This is a genomic window from Ideonella flava, assembly GCF_051857595.1.
Taxonomy (GTDB): Bacteria; Pseudomonadota; Gammaproteobacteria; order Burkholderiales; family Burkholderiaceae_C; genus Ideonella.
The window spans coordinates 458,080-478,819 of the sequence record NZ_JBPZHD010000004.1 but is presented as its reverse complement, the minus strand read 5'-3'; the positions used below and the strand labels follow the sequence as shown (position 1 = coordinate 478,819).

The window sequence follows — 20,740 nt, the reverse complement described above, 5'->3', positions numbered from 1 at the left end:
CCGGTGGAAGCGAATTTCGCCCTGCCCGACTGGGCGCCCTGGGTCGCCAAGATCGGCATCGGCGCGCTGATGCTGTTCTGGGTGGTGGGCGCCTACAACCGCTTGACCCGCCTGCGCGGCGCCATCGGCAGCGCCTGGCTGCAGATCGACGAACTGGTGTCCCGCCGCAGCATGCTGGTGCAGGCGCTGGCCGACGCCTTGCGCGAGCCGCTGGCCGACGAGGGCGTGACGCTGGCCGCACTGACCCTGGCCGATGCGCATCAGCGCCAGGCCGCGCTGGCGGTGCGCGCCCGCCCTTCGCAAGCGCAGGTTCTGACGGCGTGGGTGGTGACCGAAGCGGAGCTCGCCTCGCCGCTGGCACGCTTGCTGGCGCTGCTCGACCAGCGGCCGGAGCTGCACGCCAGCGCGGAGATCGCACCGCTGCAACGACAGCTCGCCGAGCTGATCCCGCGCCTGGTCTATGCGAGACATTCGTTCAGCGACGCTGCGGATACTTACAACGCCGCGGTCGAGGAATTTCCGACGCGGGTGGTCGCGCGACTGTTCTCCATGCGCACTACTCCACGGCTGTAGCCGGCGGTCATCAATACATCAGGAATCCGAGATTCCCGATTTGGCGAGTGATGCTAACTTGTCAGATACGCGCACCAAGTGTGCCCGTCCCTCAACAAGTCTTGCGCTGTACCCGCCATGTCCTATCGCCACCGCGTCGCGGCCCACGGCCTGCGCCTCACCCTGCTGTCCTTCGCCTGCGCGAGCCTCGCTTCGCCCGCCTGGTGTGAGGAAGATCCCTCCGCAACTCCCCAGAAGGTCGAGGTCACCGGCAGTCGCATCAAGCGCATCGACGCGGAAGGCGCGTCGCCGGTCCAGGTGCTCAATCGTGTCGACATCGAGCGCAGCGGCGCCACCACCACGGCCGAGTTCCTTTCGTCGCTGTCCAGCGCCACCGGCGGGCTGAGCGACCTGGGCGGCAACGGCTCGTTCGCACCGGGCGCATCGGCCCCCTCGCTGCGCAACCTCGGCAAGCAGAGCACCCTGGTCCTGCTGAACTCCCGCCGCATCGCGGCGTATCCGCTGGCCGACTATTCCGAGGTGTTCAGCAACATCGACACCCTGCCGCTCGAAGCGATCGACCGCATCGAGATCCTCAAGAGCGGCGGCTCCGCGCTCTATGGCTCGGATGCCGTGGCCGGGGTGATCAACATCATCACGCGTTCGAACTACCAGGGCCTGCAGCTCAACGCCAGCGCGGAGCAATCCCTGCAGAACGGCAAGTTCCAGGCGCAGACCGCGGCACTGACCGGCGGCATCGGCAGCCTCGATGGCGACGGCTACAGCGTGCTGGCGAACCTCGAGGTCTATCACCGCGCCAGCTTCTTCTGGAGCGACGTCATCGGCGACAGCAACCCCGCCTATGCCGCGTTCTCGCCCAGTTTCGGCACGCCGTCGACCTTCTCATACCCGGGCAACGTGATCGGCGTGGGGCCGGTCCAGGGGTGCCAGAACGTCACCGACGGGCTGTGCCTCTATGACCGCTACCAGCGCTTCGAGGTCGTGCCGGCCACCGACCGCACTAACCTGCTGGTTTCGGGCCGCATGCGCTTGGCCGACAGCCTGACGGGGTTCAGCGAAGTGCTGCTGTCGCACATCGAATCGATCTACCAGAGTGCCTACCAGCCCTATGGCCAGGCCTTGGGCCCGACGATCTGGGGCGATCCGCTCACGGGCGGCCTGAAGTTCTTCGACCCGCGCGGCCTGCCGGTCGGCCACCCGCTCAATCCCACCGACGAGGAGGTCGAGTTCCGCTACCGCTTCGTCGACGGCCCGCCCGTGGAGCGCACCACGACCGACCAGTACCGCGTGCTGGCGGGCCTGCAGGGGATGTGGGACAGCTACGACTGGGAGCTGGCCGGCGGCGTGATGGGCGGACGCACCCGCGACCGCCAGCGCGGCGGCTTCAGCGACAGCGGCTTCAAGCAGGTCATCGGCGACTACACCGCGACCACCCTGCCGCCGGACTTCTTCAACAAGCCCGACGGCTACCGCATCGGACAGCCCAACTCGGCCGCAGTCCTCGACACCCTGTTCCCGACCTACGGCTACACCGGCACCATCGTCCAGGCCTTCGTCGACGGCAAGATCACCGGCGACATCGCCCGGTGGGACAGTGGCAACGTCGGACTCGCCACCGGTTTCGACCTGCGCCACGAACAGGCGCGAATCACCCCGAGCCAGTCGCTGGCGACAGGCGACATCGTCGGCAACGGCCTGAGCTCGTCGGACGCTTCGCGCAGCTACGAGGCGGTGTTCGCCGAGTTGAGCCTGCCGCTGATGAAGACTCTGGAGGCCCAGGTCGCCGGCCGGCTGGATCACTTCCCGGGCTTTCCGACCCACTTCTCCCCCAAGGTCGGGCTGCGATACCAGCCGGTGCCCGAACTGCTGCTGCGCGGCACCTATGAGGGTGGCTTTCGCGCGCCCAACCTGAACGAGAGCGCGAAGTCGACCAAGTTCTCCTTCGAGCCCGGCGTCGACGACCCGAAACGCTGCCCGCAGGCCGTGGCGCTGTCCACCGATCTGCGGGCCCAGGCGGAAGCCCTGCCCAAAGGCGATCCCGGCAAATCGCTGCTCCTGGCGCGGGCCGACAGCGTGGCGCAGAACGAATGCGGCGCCAACATCTCCGGCAGCAGCCTGAACAACCCCAACCTCAAGCCCGAGACCTCGCGCGCCTTCACGCTCGGCATCGGCCTGCAGCCCGCGGCGCGCTGGAACGCGACGGTGGACTACTGGAACATCCACCGCCGCAACGAGATCGGCCTGCGCGGGACCTCGGACCTGCTCGCGGTGGAAGACAGCCTGCCCGCGGGCACGCTCACCCGCGGCACGCTCGCCGACGATCCGACCTTCACCGCGGCGGAGCAGGCGCAGTACGGCGTCAAGGTCGGTCCGCTGCAATCGGTGCGGGCCATGTTCCAGAACCTGTTCCAGACCAAGACCGCGGGCGTGGACCTGTCCGTCAAGGGCGAGGTTCCGACCACTGTCGGCCCGGTCTCCATCGACATCGACGCGACCTACCTGCTGAGCTACCGCGCCTGGAGCAACGCGCGCAACGGCTTCGGCGACAACATGGTGGGCCGCTACGGCATGCCGCGCTGGAATGTCAACCTCACCGGAGGCCTGCAGACGGGCGACTTCCGACAGGCCGTGCGCTTCGTCTGGTCGGGCGCCACCTCGCTGCAGGGTGACTTCGACGACACGACCTGGTCGTCGGCGGGCTGCGACGAGAACGGCATCGCCGCCAAGGATTGCCGGATGAAGGCCTACCAGCGCTGGGACTATTCGCTGAGCTACAGCGGCATCCAGGACCTGGTGCTCGGCCTGCACCTGAACAATGTGTTCAACCAGCGCCCGCCGGTGGATCTGCGCGCCTTCGGCTTCGACGGGATCATCCCGCCAAGCGCAGAGGACGTGCAGGGCCGCCTGCTGAAGCTCACGCTCCAGTACAAGTTCAGCTGACGTTCAGCCCTGGCAGACCACCGAGGCCGTGGCGACCAGTTCGTCGAACAGCGCCATGGCCGCCTTGCCGGAGATGGCGTACGGATCCAGCGTCGCGGTCTCGGAGTACTTCATCAGCAGCGCCGGGTTCAGGCGCGCCAGGTTGACCTGGCCCATGGCCCAGCCGGCGAAGCGGCGCTCCGCGATCTCTTCGTAGGCCAGCAGCGTCACCTCGGTGTGGCGCGCATCGGCGGCGATGCGGTTGTACAGCCGGTTGACGGCGGCGCGGCCGCCCTCGAGGACCTGGATGAACAAGTCGCCGGTGCTGCACAGCACGCCTGTGACGCCCACCTTGGGGTTGGCACTACGGGCGTAACGCAGGATGTGCGTCAGCTCCTCCGGGTCCAGCGGCTTGGCGGCCCGGCTGGCATACATCAGGCGGACGAGCATGGCGGCCTCACTGGTCCTTCTTCGGCAACAGGGAAAGGAACTCGCGCCGCAGCGTCGCGTCCTTGAGGAAGGCGCCGCGCATCACGCTGTTGGTCATCGCCGAATCGTTGTCCTTCACGCCGCGCCACTGCATGCAGAAGTGGTCGGCCTCCATCACGATCGCCAGGCCGTCGGGCTTGACGCGGTCCTGCAGCTCGTCGGCCAGCATGATCACGGCCTCTTCCTGGATCTGCGGGCGGGTCATGATCCAGTCGGCGATGCGGGCGTACTTGGACAGCCCGATCAGGTTGGAGTGCTCATTGGGCAGCACGCCTATCCACAGGCGGCCGAGGATGGGGCACATGTGGTGCGAGCAGGCGCTGCGCACGGTGATGGGCCCGACGATCATCAGCTCGTTCAGGCGCGAGATGTTCGGGAACTCGGTCACGTCCGGCATCGGCCGGTAGCGGCCGCGGAAGACCTCCTCGATGAACATCTTGGCCACCCGGCGCGCGGTGCCCTGGGTGTTGTGGTCGCTGTCGGTGTCGATCACCAGCGCCTTCAGCACCTCGGCCATCCTGGCTTGCACCTCGAGCTTGAGCTCTTCTAGTTCGCCCTCGCGGACGAAGGCCGAGATGTTGTCGTTGGCGTGGTAGCGCCGGTCGGCCCCGATCAGGCGGTAGCGGATGCGCTCCGAGGCCGGCAGCCGGGCGAGATCCTCCTCGTGCAGGATCAGCGAGGACGCGCCGCCGCGGGGCGTGTCGGAGGGGTTGTTGTCTTGGGGCATCCTGGGGGCTTGCCGTCACGGCGCGAGAAAAGACTACAGCGGCCATTGTGAGGCCCCAGGGAATGACTGTGTCATTCCCGCCCCCCGGGGGTTCAAGCAAAGTGGCGAAGCCACATTCGCTTGTGAGGCCCCCCAGGGAATGACTGCGTCATTCCCGCCCCCCGGGGTTCAAGCAAAGTGGCGAAGCCACATTCGCTTGTGCGCCGAGTCCGCCGGCGCCGCACGGCCGGAGGGGCTGGCCACCGCTAGACTGCCCCGGGTGAACCCTGAACCCACCGCCTCCTCGCCGCCACTCGCCCGCCTGCTGGAGGCCACGGCCGAGGCGGTCGCGGCCGTTCGCGCCGGCCGTTCCCTGACCGATGTGCTGGCCGGCACTTCGCCGCTGCTGCGCCCCGGGACCCAGGCGCTGGCGTTCGCGGTGCTGCGCCGGTGGGGCAGCGCCAGCGCCGCCCGCGAAGTGCTGGCCCCCCGCCAGCCGCCGCCGGCGGTCGACGCCCTGCTGACCACCGCCCTGGCGCTGCTGTGGCCCGAAGAATCGCCGCCCTACCCCGACCACACCCTGGTCGACCAGGCCGTCCATGCCGCGCGGCGCAAGGTCCCCGCCGCCGCCTCTTTCATCAACGCCGTGCTGCGCCGCTTCATCCGGGAACGCGCGACCGTTGTCGAGCAGTCGGGGCGCAGCGTGCAGGGCGCCTGGAACCATCCGGCCTGGTGGGTGGAACGCCTGCGGCACGACTGGCCCGGCCAATGGCAGGCCCTGCTGGCCCAGGCGCAGACCCATCCGCCGATGACGCTGCGGGTGAACCGCCGGCGGATTTCGCGGGCCGACTACCTTCAGCGCCTGGCGGCTGTCGGGCTGGCAGCCCATGCGCCGGCCGGGCCGGATCTGGACCAGGCGCTGGTACTGGCCCGGGCCTGCCCGGTGGAGCGCCTGCCCGGCTTTGCGCAGGGCGAAGCCTCGGTGCAGGATCTGGCCGCCCAGCGCTCGGCGCAGCTGCTGGTGGGCGGCGGGTTGCCTTCGGGTGCGCGCGTGCTGGACGCTTGCGCCGCCCCGGGAGGCAAGACCGCCCACCTGCTCGAATGCGCGCCGGATGTGGAGATGCTGGCCCTGGATGCCGATCCGCAGCGACTGAAGCGCGTGGACCAGACCCTGCAGCGCCTTGGCTTGGCGAGTGAGCGCGTACACACGCGCGCCGCGGATGCCCGACAGGTGGCTCAGTGGTGGGACGGCCAGCCCTTCGACGCGATCCTGCTCGACGCGCCGTGCACCGCGTCGGGCATCGTCCGCCGGCATCCGGACATCCGCTGGCTGCGTCGGCCGGATGACGTCCACGCGCTGGCCCGGACCCAGGCCGATCTCCTGCAGTCGCTGTGGCCGCTGCTCAAGCCGGGCGGCAGGCTTCTGTATGCCACCTGCTCCCTCTTCCGCGCCGAGGGTGTCGAGCAGATCGACGCGTTTTTGCAACGTCTGGGCCCCCAGTCGGCCCGGCTGGACCCCGACTCGCCCGGCCACCTGCTGCCGCTGGCCGACAATGGTTCGGCGAACCCCGATGCCGCGTTGGCCGACGGGTTCTTCTACGCCCTGCTGCACAAGCCCTAAGAAGTCCGAAGCCTGTCGTTGTGAACCGCCCCGATACGGCCCCCGCAGCTGCTGCACACCGTGTCTTTCGCGCGGTGGCCGGCGCCTTCCTGTTGCTGTCGCTGTGGCTGGCCTGGGCGCTCCCGGCGCGCGCCCAGGGCGTCGAGCTGACGACCTTCGATGTGACACGGGCCGACGGCGCGCTGCTGCTCGATTTCGTCGCCAGGCCGGCCCTGAGCAAGGCGGTCGAAGACGCGATGCAGCACGGCGTACCGGTCTACTTCGTCGCCCAGGCCTCGCTGTACCGCTCGCGCTGGTACTGGCGCGACGAGCGGGTGGCGCGCATCACCCGGTCCTGGCGCCTGTCGTACCAACCCCTGACCAACAGCTGGCGCGTCGGCTTCGGGGCCTTGAGCCAGAGCTTTCCCACCGCCGAGGAGGCGCTGGACGTGGCCAGCCGGGCCTCGCGCTGGAAGCTGGCCGACGCCGACCAGCTCGAGCCGGGCGAGCGCTACTACGTCGAATTCAGCTATCGCCTCGACAACAACCAGCTGCCGCGCCCGATGCAGCTCGACCTGGCCGCCCAGGCCGACTGGCAGCTGTCGGTGGAACGCAAGATGAAACTGGAATGAGCCCCACGCTGCCTTCCGGTCGCTGGCGCCCCAGAAGACCATGGCGGCGGCCCGCCCGGGCCGCCGGGCTGGAAGCACACCGCGCGGCTGACAATCGGCCATGAGAGCGCTGTCGCGTTGGGGTTGGGGGCTCGCGTTGCTGCTGGCAGCGGGGCTGGGCCTGGTGCTGGCCTTCGTGCTGTCGCTGCTGGCGCAGGGCCCGAGCCGCTTCGAGCGCCACTTCGTCTGGTTGTTCTGGCTCAACACCGCGGTGGCCTCGCTGCTGCTGATGGTGCTGGCCGGTGCCGCCGTGCGGCTGGGCTACCGGTTCCGGCAGCGCAAGTTCGGCAGCCGGCTGCTGCTGAAGCTGGCCGGCATCTTCGCGCTGGTCGGCGTGCTGCCCGGCGCGCTCATCTACACCGTCAGCTACCAGTTCGTCTCGCGCAGCATCGAGGCCTGGTTCGACACGCGGGTCGAGAGCGCCCTGAATGCCGGCCTGGCGCTCGGCAAGGACACCCTCGCCGCGCTGGCCTCGGACCTCGAAGCCAAGACCCGCACCGCGGCCGATCGGCTGGTCGAACGCGGCACCATCGACACGCTGGCCCTCGAGCGCCTTCGCGAGCAGCTCGGCGCCGACGAAGTCACGCTGCTCGGCTCGGACGGGAAGGTCCGGCTGACCGCCGGCGCCATGCCTTCGCTGGGCCCTGAGCGGCCCACTTCCACGCTGCTGCACCAGGTGCGCACCCGCCGATCCGCCAGCCAGATCGAAGGGCTGGAGGACGAGGTCGGCCTCGCCTCCGGTTCCGGGGCGCGGTTGCGGGCGCTGGCGATGCTGCCCTCGGCCAGCCTGTCGCTCACCGAGGAGGAACGCCTGCTGATGGTGGTGCAGCCGCTGCCGCAGGCACTGACAGGCAATGCGCTGGTGGTGCAGGCCGCCTACCGCGAGTACCAGCAGCGGGCCCTGTCCCGCGAGGGCTTGCGCCGGATGTACATCGGCACGCTGACCCTGTCGCTCGCGCTGTCGGTGTTCGGCGCCGTGCTGCTCGCGGTCGTGCTGGGCAACCAGCTCGCGCGGCCGCTGCTGATGCTGGCCGAGGGCATGCGGCAGGTGGCCGAAGGCGATCTCGGCGCCAAGCCGGTGTTCGCCTCTCGCGACGAGATCGGCGGCCTGACCCGCAGCTTCGCCGACATGACGGAGCAGCTCGGCAGCGCCCGCGCCCAGGCCGAGGCCAGCCTGCACCAGCTCGACACCGCCCACACGCGTTTGCAGACCATCCTGGACAACCTCACCGCCGGCGTGATCGTGTTCGATCGCGAGCGCCGCATCGACACGGTCAATCCCGGCGCGACGCGGATCCTGCGCGCGCCGCTGTCGGCCTACGTCGGCCGGGCCCTGGAGGAAGTGCCGGGCCTGGCCGAATTCGCCGAGAGCGTGTGGCAGCGCTTCGAGCTCAACCAGACCAGCCCCGAGGCCGGCGAGCGGGACCACTGGCAGGACTCGTTCGAACTGCGCCTGTCGCCACTCGACGAACTGGGCACCACGCTCCTCGTGCGCGGCGCCCCTCTGCCCGGCCGCGCCCGGCTGATGGTGTTCGACGACATCACGGAGGTCGTGTCGGCCCAGCGCAGCGTCGCCTGGGCCGAGGTGGCGCGCCGGCTGGCGCACGAGATCAAGAATCCGCTCACCCCCATCCAGCTCTCCGCCGAGCGCCTGCAGCACAAGCTCGAGGCCAAGCTGCAGGAGCCGGCCGACCGCGGGATGCTGGCGCGCTCGGTGGCCACCATCGTCGCGCAGGTGCAGTCGATGAAGCAGCTGGTCAACGAGTTCCGCGACTACGCCCGCCTGCCCGCCGCCCAGCTGCAGCCGGTGGACCTCAACGGGCTGATCGGCGAGGTGCTGGCGCTGTACGACGATGCCCAGGACAAGGGCCTGCTCGTGGCCCAGGTCGACAGCGGCGCGCCGCTGGTGCGCGGCGATCCCAGCCAGCTGCGACAGGTCATCCACAACCTCGTGCAGAACGCCATCGACGCCTGCGCCGGCAGGCCGGATGCACGCGTGGTGCTCAGCACCGAGCTCGAGCGCCAGAGCGACGGGCGGGCCCGCGTGTTGCGTCTGAAAGTGACCGACAATGGCCCCGGGTTCGCCGAAAAGGTGCAAAAGCGCGCCTTCGAGCCCTACGTGACCACCAAGAGCAAGGGCACGGGCCTCGGGCTCGCCGTGGTCAAGAAGATTGCCGACGAACACGGCGCGAGCGTGCGCATCGTCAACCTGCCTGCGCCCGAGGGCGGCGAAGGGCCGGCCGGCGCGCAGGTTTCGTTATCATTTTCCAGCTTCAGCGAACAGGGACACCGCGCGGACCCGATCACACCCGCCTGAGGCCGGCGCGAACGCCGCCGGCCGCCAGGGGCAGGGCCGCCCAGATGCATGGCAACGATTCTTGTAGTGGACGACGAGATGGGCATTCGAGCCCTCCTGTCGGAAATCCTCAGCGACGAAGGTCACACCATCGAGCTCGCGGAAAACGCCGCCCAGGCGCGCGCCGTGCGAGAGCGGCTGCGACCTGACCTCGTCCTGCTGGACATCTGGATGCCGGATGTCGACGGCATCTCGCTGCTCAAGGAATGGGGCTCCAGCGGCCTGCTGACGATGCCGGTCATCATGATGAGCGGCCACGGCACCATCGACACGGCGGTCGAGGCGACCAAGTTCGGCGCCATCGCCTTTCTCGAGAAGCCGATCACCCTGCAGAAGCTGCTGCGAGCCGTCGAGCAATCGCTGGCCCGCACGCCCGCCCGGGCCGCCACGACGGCGCTGACCCCCTCTGCCCAGCCCATGATGAACGGCCTGCAAGGCCACAACGACGGCCCCCTGACGGCGGAGTCGGGGATGACCGGCGCCATGGGCCTGCCCGTGCTGCCGGTGGACCTCGGCCCCCAGGCCGAGCAGAGCTTCGATCTCGACCGCCCGCTGCGCGAAGCGCGCGACGCCTTCGAGAAGAGCTACTTCGAGTTCCACCTGGCCCGCGAGAACGGCTCCATGACCCGCGTGGCCGAGAAGACCGGGCTGGAACGCACGCACCTGTACCGCAAGCTCAAGCAGCTCGGGGTCGACCTGACGCGCAACCGCAGGGGCGGCGCGGTCTGAGCGCGCCCGCGTCGCCTGCGGGCGGCCAGGCGCGACCTAGCTGCTATACTCTCGCGCTTTCCCAGGCCTGGTAGCTCAGTTGGTAGAGCAGCGGATTGAAAATCCGCGTGTCGGTGGTTCGATTCCGCCCCAGGCCACCAGATCTCAGAAGGCCCGAGCGCACCCCGCTCGGGCCTTTTTGCTTGTGGGGTCTCAGAACGCCTGCTTCGAGACCTTCTCGTGCGCGGCGTTGACGAGCATCAGGGCCGCCGAGCCGTAGTAGGGGTGGTACTCGGCCACCATCTCGCCCTTCATCACGACGGGGTCGGTGCCGACCCAGGCCTTGGCTTCGTCGACGTTCGGGGTGGCGAAGATGAACATGCCGCGCCAGCCCTCGGCGCCGTCGAACGGGCCGGCCAACGCCAACTTGCCTTCGCCCGCCAGGCGCTTGATGTTGGCGAAGTGGCCCTTGAACATCTCGTCGCGTTCGGGGCCCGCGGGCACGCGCGTGGGGCCGGTCTTGAGCACCACCAGCACATACCGCCGCATGCCCCGCTCGTCGGCGCCGACGGACGTGGCCAGCTCCGCGTCGTAGCGCGGGTTGGCCGGAGGGTCGGCCGCGCGCGCGTTCGACGCAGCCATGGCTGACAGGAGCAACGCGAGGGCACTGCACGCGGGCGAGGATTTCCAGGGGGACATGACCGAGGCCTCCAGCCGCGAAGGCGGCTGCCGCGGATGCTAGCGCGCGGTCTGCGGCGCGCGCCACTCCGCCTTCGCCGGGCGATCACGGTCGCAGCCGCCTGCCGGCCTTCCTCAGAGCTCGATGCCGAGCTGCTCGGCCCAGTGCCTCGTCAGCGGCGTCATCGGCTTGGCCAGTCGCCGCTCGTTGAGCAGCGCACGGCCGACGTGGCGGTGGCTGGCGCGTGCCGATGCCGCGATGAGGGTCTGGTCGATCAGGTCGCGCTGCGCATGGCTGCCACCGAGCCGCTGGGCCTGCGAGCGTGCGGTGTGCAAGGTGGCGACGGCGTTGTCGGCATCGCCATGGGCGAAGGCCAGCAGGCCGCGCATGAGGGGAAGGCCGACCTCGCGCGCGATGGCGTGGTTGCTGCGCCGCGCATCCTCTGCCGACATCGCGCGCGCGGCGCATCGGGCGATCCAGCTTTCAGCCCGCACGAGCTCGTCGGCACCGAGCAAGGCCACCAGCACATGAAGGTCGTTGAAGGCGTAGTGCCCTGCATCCTCGTCCGCCGGCTGCCAGTCGCGCAGAAGCTCGACGAAGCGGGCGCCGACGTCTACCTGAAGCAGGTGCATGCGCCACAGCAGCGAGGCGGCGTCAACGCGCTGCGCGGTCAGCTGCAGCACGTCGCCGCAGAGGTGGGCATCGATCAGCCGCTGCACGCCGGGCACGTCGAGCGCCTCCAGGCGGAACAGGCCCATGTGCCACCACAGGTGGGCCGAGAAGCCATTGCCTTCGGCCCAGCCCGGTTGATGCTGTCGCAGCCAGGCGGCACCGTCCTCGAAGCGCCCCTGCATCTCCATCACGTGGGCGACCGCGTGCACGGCCCAGGGCACGCGCGCGTCGCCGGACACCGCGCGGCGTCCGATGTCCTCGGCCTGCGGGTAGAGATTGCACTCCTCGAGGCCGAAGGCATACAGGCCGAGCACGCAGGGGAACAGGGGATCGGACTCGCTCCACTCCGGAAGGGCTCGGGCGGGACGCTGGCGCAGGCCGTTCGCATCGCCGCGATAGAAATCCCACAGGCAGGCCCATTGCAGGGCCAGCGCATCGCGAGGATGCTCGAGCAGCAACTCATCCCAGATGCGGCAGGCCTGCTGCCAGCGGCCGTCGGCCACGGCCCGCTGCGCTTCGAAGTGCGCTCGCTCGCGCGCCGTCGCGGCGGGCAGCAGCGATTCGGCTTCGTCGAGCAGGCGCAGCGCCTCGGCCTCGTGCGCCGGCTCCGTCAGGCCCAGAAGAAAGCCGGCCTGCATGACGAGCGGGAGGGCCCAGCCCTCGTCCGCCGCACGGGCGGCTTCGAGATCCGCCAGGGGCGTGTCGAAGAACGACATCATTCGCCACAGCGCGGTCTCGACCCGGTCGGCCGCTTCGTGGGAGGCCGTGCCCAGGCGGTTGTCGCGCGGGTCCACGAGCCGGGTCGAAGCGGTCGGCAACGTCATGAGGGCTACTGTAGTGGATGCGCCGCGGCGGTCTCCGGCGGCTCCGGCCAGGCCGGCAGCTCAGGCCGCAGTTGCTCCCACAGGCGGGCGATCTGCAGCACGCCGAGGTCGTCGTGGCGCTGGCCGATGATCTGCAGACCGACAGGCAGGCCACGGCTCGTCACGCCGCTGGGCAGCGAGATGGCGGGTTGCTCGCCGAAGTTGAACGGCACGGTGTAGGCGATGTGCTCGAAGGGCTGCAGCGGGTCGTTGCGAGGACTCGCCTGCTCGGCCGGGAAGGCCACGTCAGGACTCACCGGCGCCAGCAGGGCATCCAGGCCCTCCAGCGCCGCCACGCTCGCATCGCGCAACGCGGCCATCTGGCTGTAGCCGCTGAACACCTCTTCGCCCGTCAGGTGCTCCCCACTCGCAATCCATTCGCGGATGTACGGCAGCACCTTGGCCTGCCGGTCGGGTGACAGCGCGCGGTACTCCATCCACGAGCGCATGCGCCAGAAGCGGTCAAGGCCGTCGACCATGTCCCTGGGGTAGAACGGCTGCACCGGCACGATGGTGGCGCCGGCCGCTTCGAAGGCGAGCGCTGCAGCCTGCACGGCCGCACGCACCTCGGGCTGCAGCGGATCGCCCCAACCCGCATCCAGCCACAGGCCGATGCGCAGGCCCCGTGGATCGCGGTCCAGCGCCATCCAGTCGAAGTGCTGTTCCGGCAGGCTCATCGCGTCGCGGCGGTCGGGCCGGCTGAGCACGCTCATCGCGAGCGCTGCATCCGCGACATGCCGCGTCATCGGCCCGGCGACGCGTCCTGCGTAAGGCGGCTTGATCGGCACGCGTCCCAGGCTGGGCTTGAAGCCGACGATGCCGCACCAGTGCGCGGGCAGGCGGATGGAGCCGCCGATGTCGGTGCCCAGGTGGATAGGTGCATAACGCGCTGCGCATGCGGCACCTGCGCCCGAGCTCGATCCGCCCGGATTGAGCCGGATGTCCCACGGATTGCGGGAGAGCCTGTGGAAGCTCGACAGGCCGGAGGACAGCATGCCCCAATCCGGCATCGTGGTCTTGCCGAGGAGCACGGTCCCCGCTTCGCGCAGCCGGGCAGCCGGCGGCGCATCCTCCAGGGCCGGCGCGAGCTCGGTCGCTGCGCAGCCCAGCGGCACCGGCACCCCGCGCGTCGCGATGTTTTCCTTCAGCGTGACGGGCACGCCGTCCAAGGGGCCGAAAGGCTCGCCACGCGCCCAGCGCTGCTCCGAAGCCGAAGCCTGGGCGATGGCTTCATCCGGCTCGTGAAGCCACAGCGCCGCGATGTGCGGCTCCCATCGCGCGACGTGGTCGAGCAGCGAGCGTGTCACCTCGGTCGGGGACAGGCGGCGCGAGGCATAGGCCGCGCCGAGTTCCAGTGCGCTCAGTCGGTGGATGTCGTTCACTGTGGTCTGCACAAAAAAAGGGAGGGCCGCGCGAGAGGGCGCCAGTGTGCGCCGAAAGCGCCTCCGGCCCAGCAGGCACCTCCTCAGACCGGCCCCGCCGGTGGCGCCGGTCCGGCCGTCGCGGCGATCGGCCGGCAGTGTCGGCCAGCCGACAAGGAAGCGGCGGCCTTGGCGCTCCTGCCGTGCATGGCCCCCCAGTGCGATCCGCCGCAGCGGCTCGTCGCCTGTTTGCGGGACGACCGCGAGGCCCGAGGGCGCGCCGCCGGCGACAGTTGATGGGCGTGCTCATTTCGCATCGCCCGCAATGCCGGTTTCTGGGCCGTGGAGCGCGATTCCTCGCGGGCCGGCGGGTGCGCGGCCTTTCGGTTTGCACCCATTCGGGCGTTATGGCAACCCCTCGAATTCGGTCCGGGTCTTCCCAGGCCTTGAATGAGGGATAGGGATGTCGCAACCTCGCTCAGAGAATCCGCGCACCCACACACATTGCTGCTGCGTCCGGGGTCCTGTAACCCAGGGGTTAGCCGCAAGAAAGAGGGCGTTTGAGGGGGCGAGGCGTATGGCTTCTTCCGCCTTGGACTTGACGGCCGTTCAACCATCCACATCGGGGGTAAACCCATGAAGAAGATTCTTTTCGGACTGTCTCTCCTCGCCTGCGCTGCAGGCGTCACCGCAGCTGAGGAAGCCACGTTCCCCGTTTGCGTCTCCTTCGCTCCCGCCGGTTACTGCGACGCGATGCAGTACGACGGCGAGAATTCGGCCACCTGGAAGAACTATGACTGCGGCGGCTCCGCGGGCGCGCAGACCAAGGCTGTCTACTCCTTGGGCAAGACCGTCTGCAAGGGCGCAAAGGGCTGCAACCCTGCCGCCGCTTACGGTTGGGATGCGCTGAACTGGAAGTTCAAGTTCGCCAAGAACACCGGCACGCTGACCGGCATTTCCGGCGGCGTGAAGACCGTGATCCAGCAAGACATGCCCATCTCCGTCACCAGTGGTGCATGCAGCGTCGCTGAGGGCCAGGGCGGCGTCTCGTCGCTGGCGCGCTGAGGACCTGCATCGGATGACGGTGTGACGTGCCGGCGTCCTGCCGGCGCGTTGCACGCCAGCCCGAACACATTGGGGGCGGAGAGATCCGCCCCCATTTTTCATTTCACTTTGCGACGAGGCTGCGTGGAAACGGCCCCTGCGCTGATCGGATCACAGCTCCCGCCCGGTGATCCCGCGCCGCTTTGATCTGCGGCTCAGTAGCGTGGATTCATGTACCAGTCGATCGACTCGATCAGCTTGCGGTGCAGCGGGTCCATCGTCGGCGGCTGCAGCTGCGGGTCGTGGTAGCGGAAGGCCTTCAACTCGGGCGCCAGCAAGGTCTGCACGCGCCAGCGGTCGTAGGCGTCGAGCTGGGTGCGGCCGGTGCGCAGGGCGATGTCGCGGTCGGCGGGCTTGAGCGCGTCGGCCTTCCAGGTCTCGAAGGGCTGCAGCAGCGCGCCTTCATCGACTTCCCCCTGCGCGTCGTCGGCGGGCAGGTCCAGGAAGCGCGCGATGCGGTTCAGCTCGCGTCGCGGCCGGGCGGACAGATCCTCCAGCCGCACGTAAAGCACGCGGCCCGGCTGGGCCTTGTCGAACGCCCGCATGACCGCCATCAGGTCGCCCCACTCCTTGCACAGGACCTCTATGGGGCGCCAGGGCTCGCCCCATCCCTTGCCGGGTTCGTTGAGCTCGCGCCGTGACGCGAAGGCCAGCTCGGGATGGCGCACCATGCAGATGAACTGTGCGCGCGAGAACATGCGGCCGATGCGCGGCGCAAAGAAGGCGTGCAGTGGCGTCTTCTCCAGCCAGCGTCCGCGCAGGGCGAGCGTGCGGCTGCCCAGTTGCTCGGCGACCAGCCTCAGGAAGAGGTCGCGGATGCGCACCGGATCCATCGCCAGCAGGTCGCGGTAGTTCGCCAGGTCGATCGGCAGCAGCTCCGACAGCTCATGCAGCAGCCCGCGCGCGCCCTGCGGCGAGAGGTACCGGTCCTTGGGGTGGTACTTGTCGAGCCGCTCGAAGAAGTGTGTCTCCGGCAGGGTGGGCAGGCCCAGCTGCGAAGAGACCAGGCGCTGGCACAGCGTGGTGCCCGAGCGCGCGAAACCGACGATGAAGACTGGCATGGGATCCTTGCAGGCGTTGCTTCACGCCTGCAGGTCACCCGTGCGAAGGTGGCGCGGCGGCTCGCCGCGAATCATGCAGGAAAGCCCGGGGCTTCTTCCAGCCGCAGGCCTTCCGCGCCCTTCAGCGGGCGTCGGCGTCGTGGCGCGCGAGGGCGGCCAGCAGGTCGGCCGAGAAGCCGGGGTCGCTGTTCTGCACCGACAGGGCCAGGTGGCGCACTTCCTCGGCGGACATGTCCTGGCTGCGCTGGGGCTTGTGCGTCATCAGCCCGGCCAGCAGGCGGCCGGCGGCCAGGAAGAGGTCGGCCGCTGCGCGCGCACCGCGGGGAATGTTCAGGCTGGGGCCGTAGGTGAAGGTCTTGGAAGTGATGGCAGTCATGGTGTGCTCCTGATGGACGAGAGGGGTCGCGGTAGCGGCCTCACGCAGCGCGCGCCAGGGTGCCGGCGCGCGAATGGGATGGTTTGGTGGCGGACGTCAAGGCCCGCAGCGAGTCGGCCAGGGCGGGGTCGCTGGCCTGCAGGCGGCCGGCCTCGCGCAGCAGCTCGGAGGCGGCGTGCAGCCGGGCGGTGGTCTCCAGCGCCGACCAGATCCCCACGGCCACGCCATGCAGGCGATGCCGGAGGACGGTCTTCAGGGACGCCGCGCGCTGGCGGCGCGAGCCTGGAGCGTGGGATGGGCGTAGGGACGGCGCGTTCATTCGGATCTGCCGCTATTGGCGGCCCTCAACAGTGGTTCGATGGGGGGATCCTAGGGTTAATACGTATCACGGTCTACTGAATATTGTTCACATTGGTTATGTGAACGCCGAATATCAAATCCGATCATGAACTTCCGCACACTCGACCTGAACCTGCTGCGGGTGTTCGACGTCGTCATGGCGGAGGGCAGCCTGACCCGTGCGGCGCAGACCCTCGCCATGACCCAGCCTGCCGTCAGCCATGCGATCAAGCGCCTGCACGACGCGGTTGGCGAGGCGCTGTTCGAGCGCAGCGCCCACGGCATGAAACCCACGGCCCGGGCACGTGCGCTATGGCCGCAGGTGCGGGCCGCCCTGAGCGGCTTGCAGAAAGTGCTGGCGCCAGCGGTCTTCGACCCCCAGCGGGATGCGGTGAACCTGCGCCTGGCCATGGCAGACGCCACGGCCGCCCTGCTGCTGCCGAGGCTGGTGGCGAGCATCGAGCAGCAGCGCGCGCTGGCCAACCTGCGGGTGCTGCCTCTGACCACGCGCGACCCGCGCGCGCTGCTCGAGCAGGGCGACTGCGACCTGGCGGTGGGCTACTTCCCCGAAGCGGTGGCCCACATCGAGGCCCAGGGCGGGGATGCGACGCTGCATCACCAGCGCCTGTCCGAGACGCGCTATGTCTGCGTGATGCGCCGCGACCATCCCCTGGCCGCGCCCGGTGCGCTGGACCTGGAGGCCTTCTGCGCGGCCAACCACCTGCTGGTCAGCTTCTCGGGCCGGGCCCACGGCTTCGTCGACCAGGCGCTGGCCGGCCTGGGGCGGCAGCGACGCGTGGTGCTGACCGTCAACCAGTTCTTCACCGCCGGGCGGGTCGTGATCCGGTCCGACCTGCTGACGGTGCTGCCCCAGCGATTCATCCCCGCCACCGGATTCGAGCAGGAGCTGGTGACCCGCGAGCTCCCGTTCGAGCTGGGCCGCATCCACATCGAGATGCTGTGGCACCTGCGGCGCGACGCGGACCCGGCGCATCGCTGGCTGCGCGGACTCATCGAACGATCCGAGCCCCCTGCGCCGCCCGCGGCGTCGGTCTCTTGAGGGATCTGGTGGCCCGTCGCGGCCGGACACGACCCGATGCCGCGCCGCCAGGCGGTAACTTATGCTGCGCCATCTCCTGGAGTCCTTCGTGCCGACCGTCGAGGCCGACGTCCCCTTCGCCGGGCTTCCCTTCACCCAGGGGGCCCGCCAGGCCCAGCTGGGGCGCGACCGCGTCGCGGTACGGGCGCTGCTGTGGGTGGCGCTGACCCTGGCGGCCTTGCTCGGCATCTCGGTGCCCTTGCAGGCCAGCCTGGGCACGGCCAATCCCTATGCGGCCGGCCGGCTCGCGGTGGCAGCGGTGCTCGTGGCTGGCTCCGGACTGGCGGCCCTCCTCGCGCACCGAAGCTCGCCTCGCTGGGCCGCCGCCGTGCTGCTGCTGACCCTGCAGTGCAGCTTCGCGCTGTATGCCTGGTTCACCGGACTGGGCCTGATGTCGGTGCTGCTGGCCGCCACGGCCGTCCTGATCGTGCTGACGGGCGTGCTGACGCATCCGCGCCTGGCCTGGCTGCTGACGGCGCTGCAAATAGCCTTGTTGATCTTGATCTATCAAGGCGAGGCGGGCGGCCGGATCGCCGGCATGGCCGCCGCGCAGGCCAACGGCCCGGGCGTGCGGCTGGTCTCGCACGTGCTGCTGGCCATCGGGTCCCTGCTGGTGGCGCTCATCCTCGGACGCCAGTTCGGCCAGAGCCTGCACGACGCCTGGCAGAAGGAGCACCGGCTGTCCGAGCTGCTGCGCCTGGGCAGCGACTGGACCTGGGAAGCGGACCGGCGCGGCGTCATCACCTTCATCTCGCCCAGCTTCGAGCGCCACACCGGCCGCACGGTGGCCGAGTTCCTGCGCATCGACCAGGAGGGCGGGCCGCGAGCGGTGCGCGACGAGGAGTGGACCCGGCTGATGGACGACCTGCGCGCCCGCCGACCCTACCGATCGCGCGTCATCACCTTCGAGTGCCCTGACGGCCAGGTCATCTGCGTGCGCGGCAACGGCGAGCCCGTCCATGACGAGACCGGCAAGCACGTCGGATGGTGGGGCATCAGCCAGAACGTCACCGGCGAGGTCCTGGCCGCGCGCGAGCACGAGCGTTCGCGGGTCCTGCTGGACAAGCTGGTGCGCCTGTCGCCCGATGCCATCACCGTCGCCAGCCTGCGCACCGGCAAGATCCTGCTGGCCAACCCGGGCTTCCTGGCCATGACCGGCTACGAGCGGCCCGAGCAGGTGCTGGGCCGGTCCGGCGTCGAGCTGGCCATGTGGCGCGACCCGGCGGACGCCACCCGCCTGCGCGAAGGCCTGCGCAAGGAAGACGACGTGGTCCGCGGCCTGCGCGCCACAGCGATGCGCCCGGATGGCGCCGAGCGCGAGGTGATCATCTCGGCCGCGCGCTTCCAGTGGAGCGGCGAACCGGTGGCGGTGCTCATCACCCGCGACGTGACGGACGACGAGCGGGCACGGCTGCAGGGCGACGCCATCCTCAACCATGCGGCCGTGGGCGTGGCCCTCGTGCGTTCGCGCCGCGTCGAGCGGGTCAACCCAAGGCTGGAGCAGCTGCTCGGGCAGGCACCGGGCAGCCTGGCCGGACGGCCGGTGGCGGACATCTTCGGCGGCGAGGAGGCCTACGAGAGTTTCACGCAGCGGATCCGCGAACTGCTGGACCAGGGCCTGCCGGTGGAGATCGAGCAGGAGCTGCAGCGACCGGACGGCTCGACCTTCATCGCGCTGCTGCGCTCCCGGCTGGTCGACCCACGCCATCCGGATGCGGCCGGCGCGATCTGGGTGATGGAGGACATCACCGAACGCCGCCGCACCGAGCAGGCCCTGGCCGAGGCCAAGGCCGAGGCGGAGGCCGCCAACGCAGCCAAGAGTGCCTTCCTGGCCCACGTGAGCCACGAGATCCGCACGCCGCTGAACGGCGTGCTGGGACTGGCCCGGCTGATGGCCGCGCCGGGGCAACCCGACGCGCGCCGGCAGAACTACCTGCGCTACCTGATCGACGCGGCCGAAAGCCTGAACGGCATCGTCTCCAACGTGCTGGACCTGTCGAAGATGGAGGCCGGCAAGTTGCACGTCGAGCGCATCGCCTTCGACCTGCACGACCTGCTGGACAAGGTGCACGGCGCCCATGCCGTGCTGGCCGAGGCCAAGGGACTGGTCATGCGGCTGACCATCGAGCCGGGCGTGCCGCGGCGCGTGAGGGGGGATCCGCTGCGCCTGCGGCAGATCCTGTCGAACTTCCTGGCGAACGCCATCAAGTTCACCCGCCAGGGGGAAGTGCAGCTGCGTGCCGAGAGGGCGGCGCATGGGCGGGTGCGATTCGAGGTGGCGGACACCGGCATAGGCATCGCGCCGGCGGTGCTCGCCGGCCTGTTCCAGCCTTTCGCGCAGGCCGACCATTCCACCACCCGCCGCTTCGGCGGCACCGGTCTCGGCCTGTCGATCACCCGCGAGCTGGCCCAGCTGATGGGCGGCCAGGTCGGCGCCAGCAGCATGCCGGGCGAGGGCGCCACTTTCTGGGCCGAGCTGGGCCTGCCCGCGGCGCGCGAAGACGAAGCCGGCCCGATCACCGGCTTCGGCGAGGGCGAGGCGCCGCTGAGGGGCCTGCGCCTGCTGGTGGCCGAGGACAACCCCGTCAACATGCTGATCGCCACCGAGATGCTGGCGCGCCTCGGGGCCACGGTCAGCCCGGCCCACGACGGCGCCGAGGCGGTGCAGGCCTGCCTGGTCCATCCCGAGGCCTACGACCTGGTCCTGATGGACTTGCACATGCCGGTCCTCGACGGCCTGTCGGCGGTGCGGGCGCTGCGGGCCAACCCGGCGACGGCGACGCTGCCCGTGGTGGCCTTCAGCGCCGCCGCGTTGGACCATGAACGCCTGCAGGCGCGCGCCGCGGGCATGGACGACTTCGTCGGCAAGCCTGTGCAGCCGGACGAGCTGGTGCGCGTGCTCTCGCGCTGGGTGCGCTCGCCCGTCTGAACAGCGGGTTCGGCCCACGGCCGGCGCCGGGCGCCGGGGTCCGGGGATCTCAGCCTTGGTGAAGGGTGGGAAGGGTGTGTCAGCCTGGTCCCACAGCCGCAGCCGCCCTGCGCTGGCAGACGGCGAGCCGCGCCTGCCTGAGACTGCTTCGGAGCCCGCCGGCCACGGGCGGCCTCCACACGATGCCCGCCTGCCCGAACGACCGCCCTCTGCTCCTGCGCCGCGAATGGAAGCG

General features: G+C 69.9%; 17 protein-coding genes and 1 tRNA gene. 10 read left to right on the top strand and 8 right to left on the bottom strand.

Annotation, left to right across the window (positions count from 1 at the left end):
- The first annotated feature begins 3 nt into the window (after nt 1-3).
- Together ACS5PM_RS11320 and ACS5PM_RS11315 are read left to right on the top strand one after the other, a co-directional pair.
- Nucleotides 4-573 (top strand): LemA family protein, encoded by a 570-nt coding sequence (locus ACS5PM_RS11320; protein ID WP_439387720.1) that lies wholly within the window; start codon nt 4-6, stop codon nt 571-573.
- Between the two features lie 117 nt (nt 574-690).
- The gene (locus tag ACS5PM_RS11315; protein WP_439387719.1) at nt 691-3,513 is read left to right on the top strand and encodes a TonB-dependent receptor plug domain-containing protein; all 2,823 of its coding nucleotides are present in this window, start codon (nt 691-693) and stop codon (nt 3,511-3,513) included.
- 3 nt (nt 3,514-3,516) lie between these two features.
- Here ACS5PM_RS11315 and ACS5PM_RS11310 read toward each other — a convergent pair whose 3' ends face one another.
- Together ACS5PM_RS11310 and folE are read right to left on the bottom strand one after the other, a co-directional pair.
- Nucleotides 3,517-3,942 carry a BLUF domain-containing protein gene (locus ACS5PM_RS11310; protein WP_439387718.1) on the bottom strand — a complete coding sequence of 142 codons (426 nt, stop codon included), beginning with the start codon at nt 3,940-3,942 and terminating at the stop codon, nt 3,517-3,519.
- A 7-nt stretch (nt 3,943-3,949) separates the two neighbouring features.
- Nucleotides 3,950-4,708: a GTP cyclohydrolase I gene (gene folE, locus ACS5PM_RS11305; RefSeq protein WP_439387717.1), complete on the bottom strand. Its 759-nt coding sequence runs from the start codon at nt 4,706-4,708 to the stop codon at nt 3,950-3,952.
- 259 nt (nt 4,709-4,967) lie between these two features.
- Between folE and rsmB the strand changes: the two genes are divergently transcribed.
- The 5 genes from rsmB (at nt 4,968) to ACS5PM_RS11280 (ending at nt 10,183) form a co-directional block, all read left to right on the top strand.
- Nucleotides 4,968-6,308 (top strand): 16S rRNA (cytosine(967)-C(5))-methyltransferase RsmB, encoded by a 1,341-nt coding sequence (gene rsmB / locus ACS5PM_RS11300; protein WP_439387716.1) that lies wholly within the window; start codon nt 4,968-4,970, stop codon nt 6,306-6,308.
- A gap of 20 nt (nt 6,309-6,328) precedes the next feature.
- Complete coding sequence (locus ACS5PM_RS11295; RefSeq protein ID WP_439387715.1) at nt 6,329-6,919, top strand: DUF4390 domain-containing protein; 591 nt, start codon at nt 6,329-6,331, stop codon at nt 6,917-6,919.
- Nucleotides 6,920-7,019: 100 nt separating this feature from the next.
- Nucleotides 7,020-9,275: a sensor histidine kinase gene (locus tag ACS5PM_RS11290; protein WP_439387714.1), complete on the top strand. Its 2,256-nt coding sequence runs from the start codon at nt 7,020-7,022 to the stop codon at nt 9,273-9,275.
- Nucleotides 9,276-9,323: 48 nt separating this feature from the next.
- Nucleotides 9,324-10,043, top strand: a complete 720-nt coding sequence (locus ACS5PM_RS11285) for a response regulator (RefSeq protein WP_439387713.1) — start codon at nt 9,324-9,326, stop codon at nt 10,041-10,043.
- A gap of 64 nt (nt 10,044-10,107) precedes the next feature.
- Nucleotides 10,108-10,183: transfer RNA gene (locus tag ACS5PM_RS11280), tRNA-Phe, on the top strand.
- Nucleotides 10,184-10,235: 52 nt separating this feature from the next.
- Here the strand turns inward: ACS5PM_RS11280 and ACS5PM_RS11275 are convergent.
- From ACS5PM_RS11275 to ACS5PM_RS11265, 3 genes are all read right to left on the bottom strand, one after another.
- The gene (locus tag ACS5PM_RS11275; protein ID WP_439387712.1) at nt 10,236-10,664 is read right to left on the bottom strand and encodes a YciI family protein; all 429 of its coding nucleotides are present in this window, start codon (nt 10,662-10,664) and stop codon (nt 10,236-10,238) included.
- A 171-nt stretch (nt 10,665-10,835) separates the two neighbouring features.
- Nucleotides 10,836-12,197: a tetratricopeptide repeat protein gene (locus ACS5PM_RS11270; protein WP_439387710.1), complete on the bottom strand. Its 1,362-nt coding sequence runs from the start codon at nt 12,195-12,197 to the stop codon at nt 10,836-10,838.
- Nucleotides 12,198-12,202: 5 nt separating this feature from the next.
- Complete coding sequence (locus tag ACS5PM_RS11265; RefSeq protein WP_439387709.1) at nt 12,203-13,618, bottom strand: amidase; 1,416 nt, start codon at nt 13,616-13,618, stop codon at nt 12,203-12,205.
- Nucleotides 13,619-14,233: 615 nt separating this feature from the next.
- Here ACS5PM_RS11265 and ACS5PM_RS11260 point away from each other — a divergent pair.
- Nucleotides 14,234-14,662 (top strand): hypothetical protein, encoded by a 429-nt coding sequence (locus ACS5PM_RS11260; protein WP_439387708.1) that lies wholly within the window; start codon nt 14,234-14,236, stop codon nt 14,660-14,662.
- Nucleotides 14,663-14,856: 194 nt separating this feature from the next.
- Here ACS5PM_RS11260 and ACS5PM_RS11255 read toward each other — a convergent pair whose 3' ends face one another.
- From ACS5PM_RS11255 to ACS5PM_RS11245, 3 genes are all read right to left on the bottom strand, one after another.
- A complete protein-coding gene (locus ACS5PM_RS11255; RefSeq protein WP_439387707.1) occupies nt 14,857-15,762 on the bottom strand; it encodes a sulfotransferase family protein in 906 nt (301 codons plus the stop codon).
- Nucleotides 15,763-15,883: 121 nt separating this feature from the next.
- A complete protein-coding gene (locus ACS5PM_RS11250) occupies nt 15,884-16,138 on the bottom strand; it encodes a hypothetical protein (RefSeq protein ID WP_439387706.1) in 255 nt (84 codons plus the stop codon).
- A gap of 40 nt (nt 16,139-16,178) precedes the next feature.
- Complete coding sequence (locus ACS5PM_RS11245) at nt 16,179-16,457, bottom strand: hypothetical protein (RefSeq protein WP_439387705.1); 279 nt, start codon at nt 16,455-16,457, stop codon at nt 16,179-16,181.
- Between the two features lie 126 nt (nt 16,458-16,583).
- Between ACS5PM_RS11245 and ACS5PM_RS11240 the strand changes: the two genes are divergently transcribed.
- On the top strand, nt 16,584-17,537 hold the full coding sequence (locus ACS5PM_RS11240; protein WP_439387704.1) for a LysR family transcriptional regulator: 954 nt from the start codon (nt 16,584-16,586) through the stop codon (nt 17,535-17,537).
- A gap of 61 nt (nt 17,538-17,598) precedes the next feature.
- Nucleotides 17,599-20,505 carry a PAS domain S-box protein gene (locus tag ACS5PM_RS11235; protein WP_439387703.1) on the top strand — a complete coding sequence of 969 codons (2,907 nt, stop codon included), beginning with the start codon at nt 17,599-17,601 and terminating at the stop codon, nt 20,503-20,505.
- Nucleotides 20,506-20,740: the final 235 nt, after the last annotated feature.

Coding starts and splice junctions, on each gene's coding strand:
- ACS5PM_RS11315 (WP_439387719.1), top strand. CDS start 691: ATGTCCTATCGCCACCGCGTCGCGGCCCACGGCCTGCGCCTCACCCTG.
- ACS5PM_RS11310 (WP_439387718.1), bottom strand. CDS start 3,942: ATGCTCGTCCGCCTGATGTATGCCAGCCGGGCCGCCAAGCCGCTGGAC.
- folE (WP_439387717.1), bottom strand. CDS start 4,708: ATGCCCCAAGACAACAACCCCTCCGACACGCCCCGCGGCGGCGCGTCC.
- ACS5PM_RS11290 (WP_439387714.1), top strand. CDS start 7,020: ATGAGAGCGCTGTCGCGTTGGGGTTGGGGGCTCGCGTTGCTGCTGGCA.
- ACS5PM_RS11285 (WP_439387713.1), top strand. CDS start 9,324: ATGGCAACGATTCTTGTAGTGGACGACGAGATGGGCATTCGAGCCCTC.
- ACS5PM_RS11275 (WP_439387712.1), bottom strand. CDS start 10,664: ATGGCTGCGTCGAACGCGCGCGCGGCCGACCCTCCGGCCAACCCGCGC.
- ACS5PM_RS11270 (WP_439387710.1), bottom strand. CDS start 12,197: ATGACGTTGCCGACCGCTTCGACCCGGCTCGTGGACCCGCGCGACAAC.
- ACS5PM_RS11260 (WP_439387708.1), top strand. CDS start 14,234: ATGAAGAAGATTCTTTTCGGACTGTCTCTCCTCGCCTGCGCTGCAGGC.
- ACS5PM_RS11255 (WP_439387707.1), bottom strand. CDS start 15,762: ATGCCAGTCTTCATCGTCGGTTTCGCGCGCTCGGGCACCACGCTGTGC.
- ACS5PM_RS11250 (WP_439387706.1), bottom strand. CDS start 16,138: ATGACTGCCATCACTTCCAAGACCTTCACCTACGGCCCCAGCCTGAAC.
- ACS5PM_RS11245 (WP_439387705.1), bottom strand. CDS start 16,457: ATGAACGCGCCGTCCCTACGCCCATCCCACGCTCCAGGCTCGCGCCGC.
- ACS5PM_RS11240 (WP_439387704.1), top strand. CDS start 16,584: ATGAACTTCCGCACACTCGACCTGAACCTGCTGCGGGTGTTCGACGTC.
- ACS5PM_RS11235 (WP_439387703.1), top strand. CDS start 17,599: ATGCTGCGCCATCTCCTGGAGTCCTTCGTGCCGACCGTCGAGGCCGAC.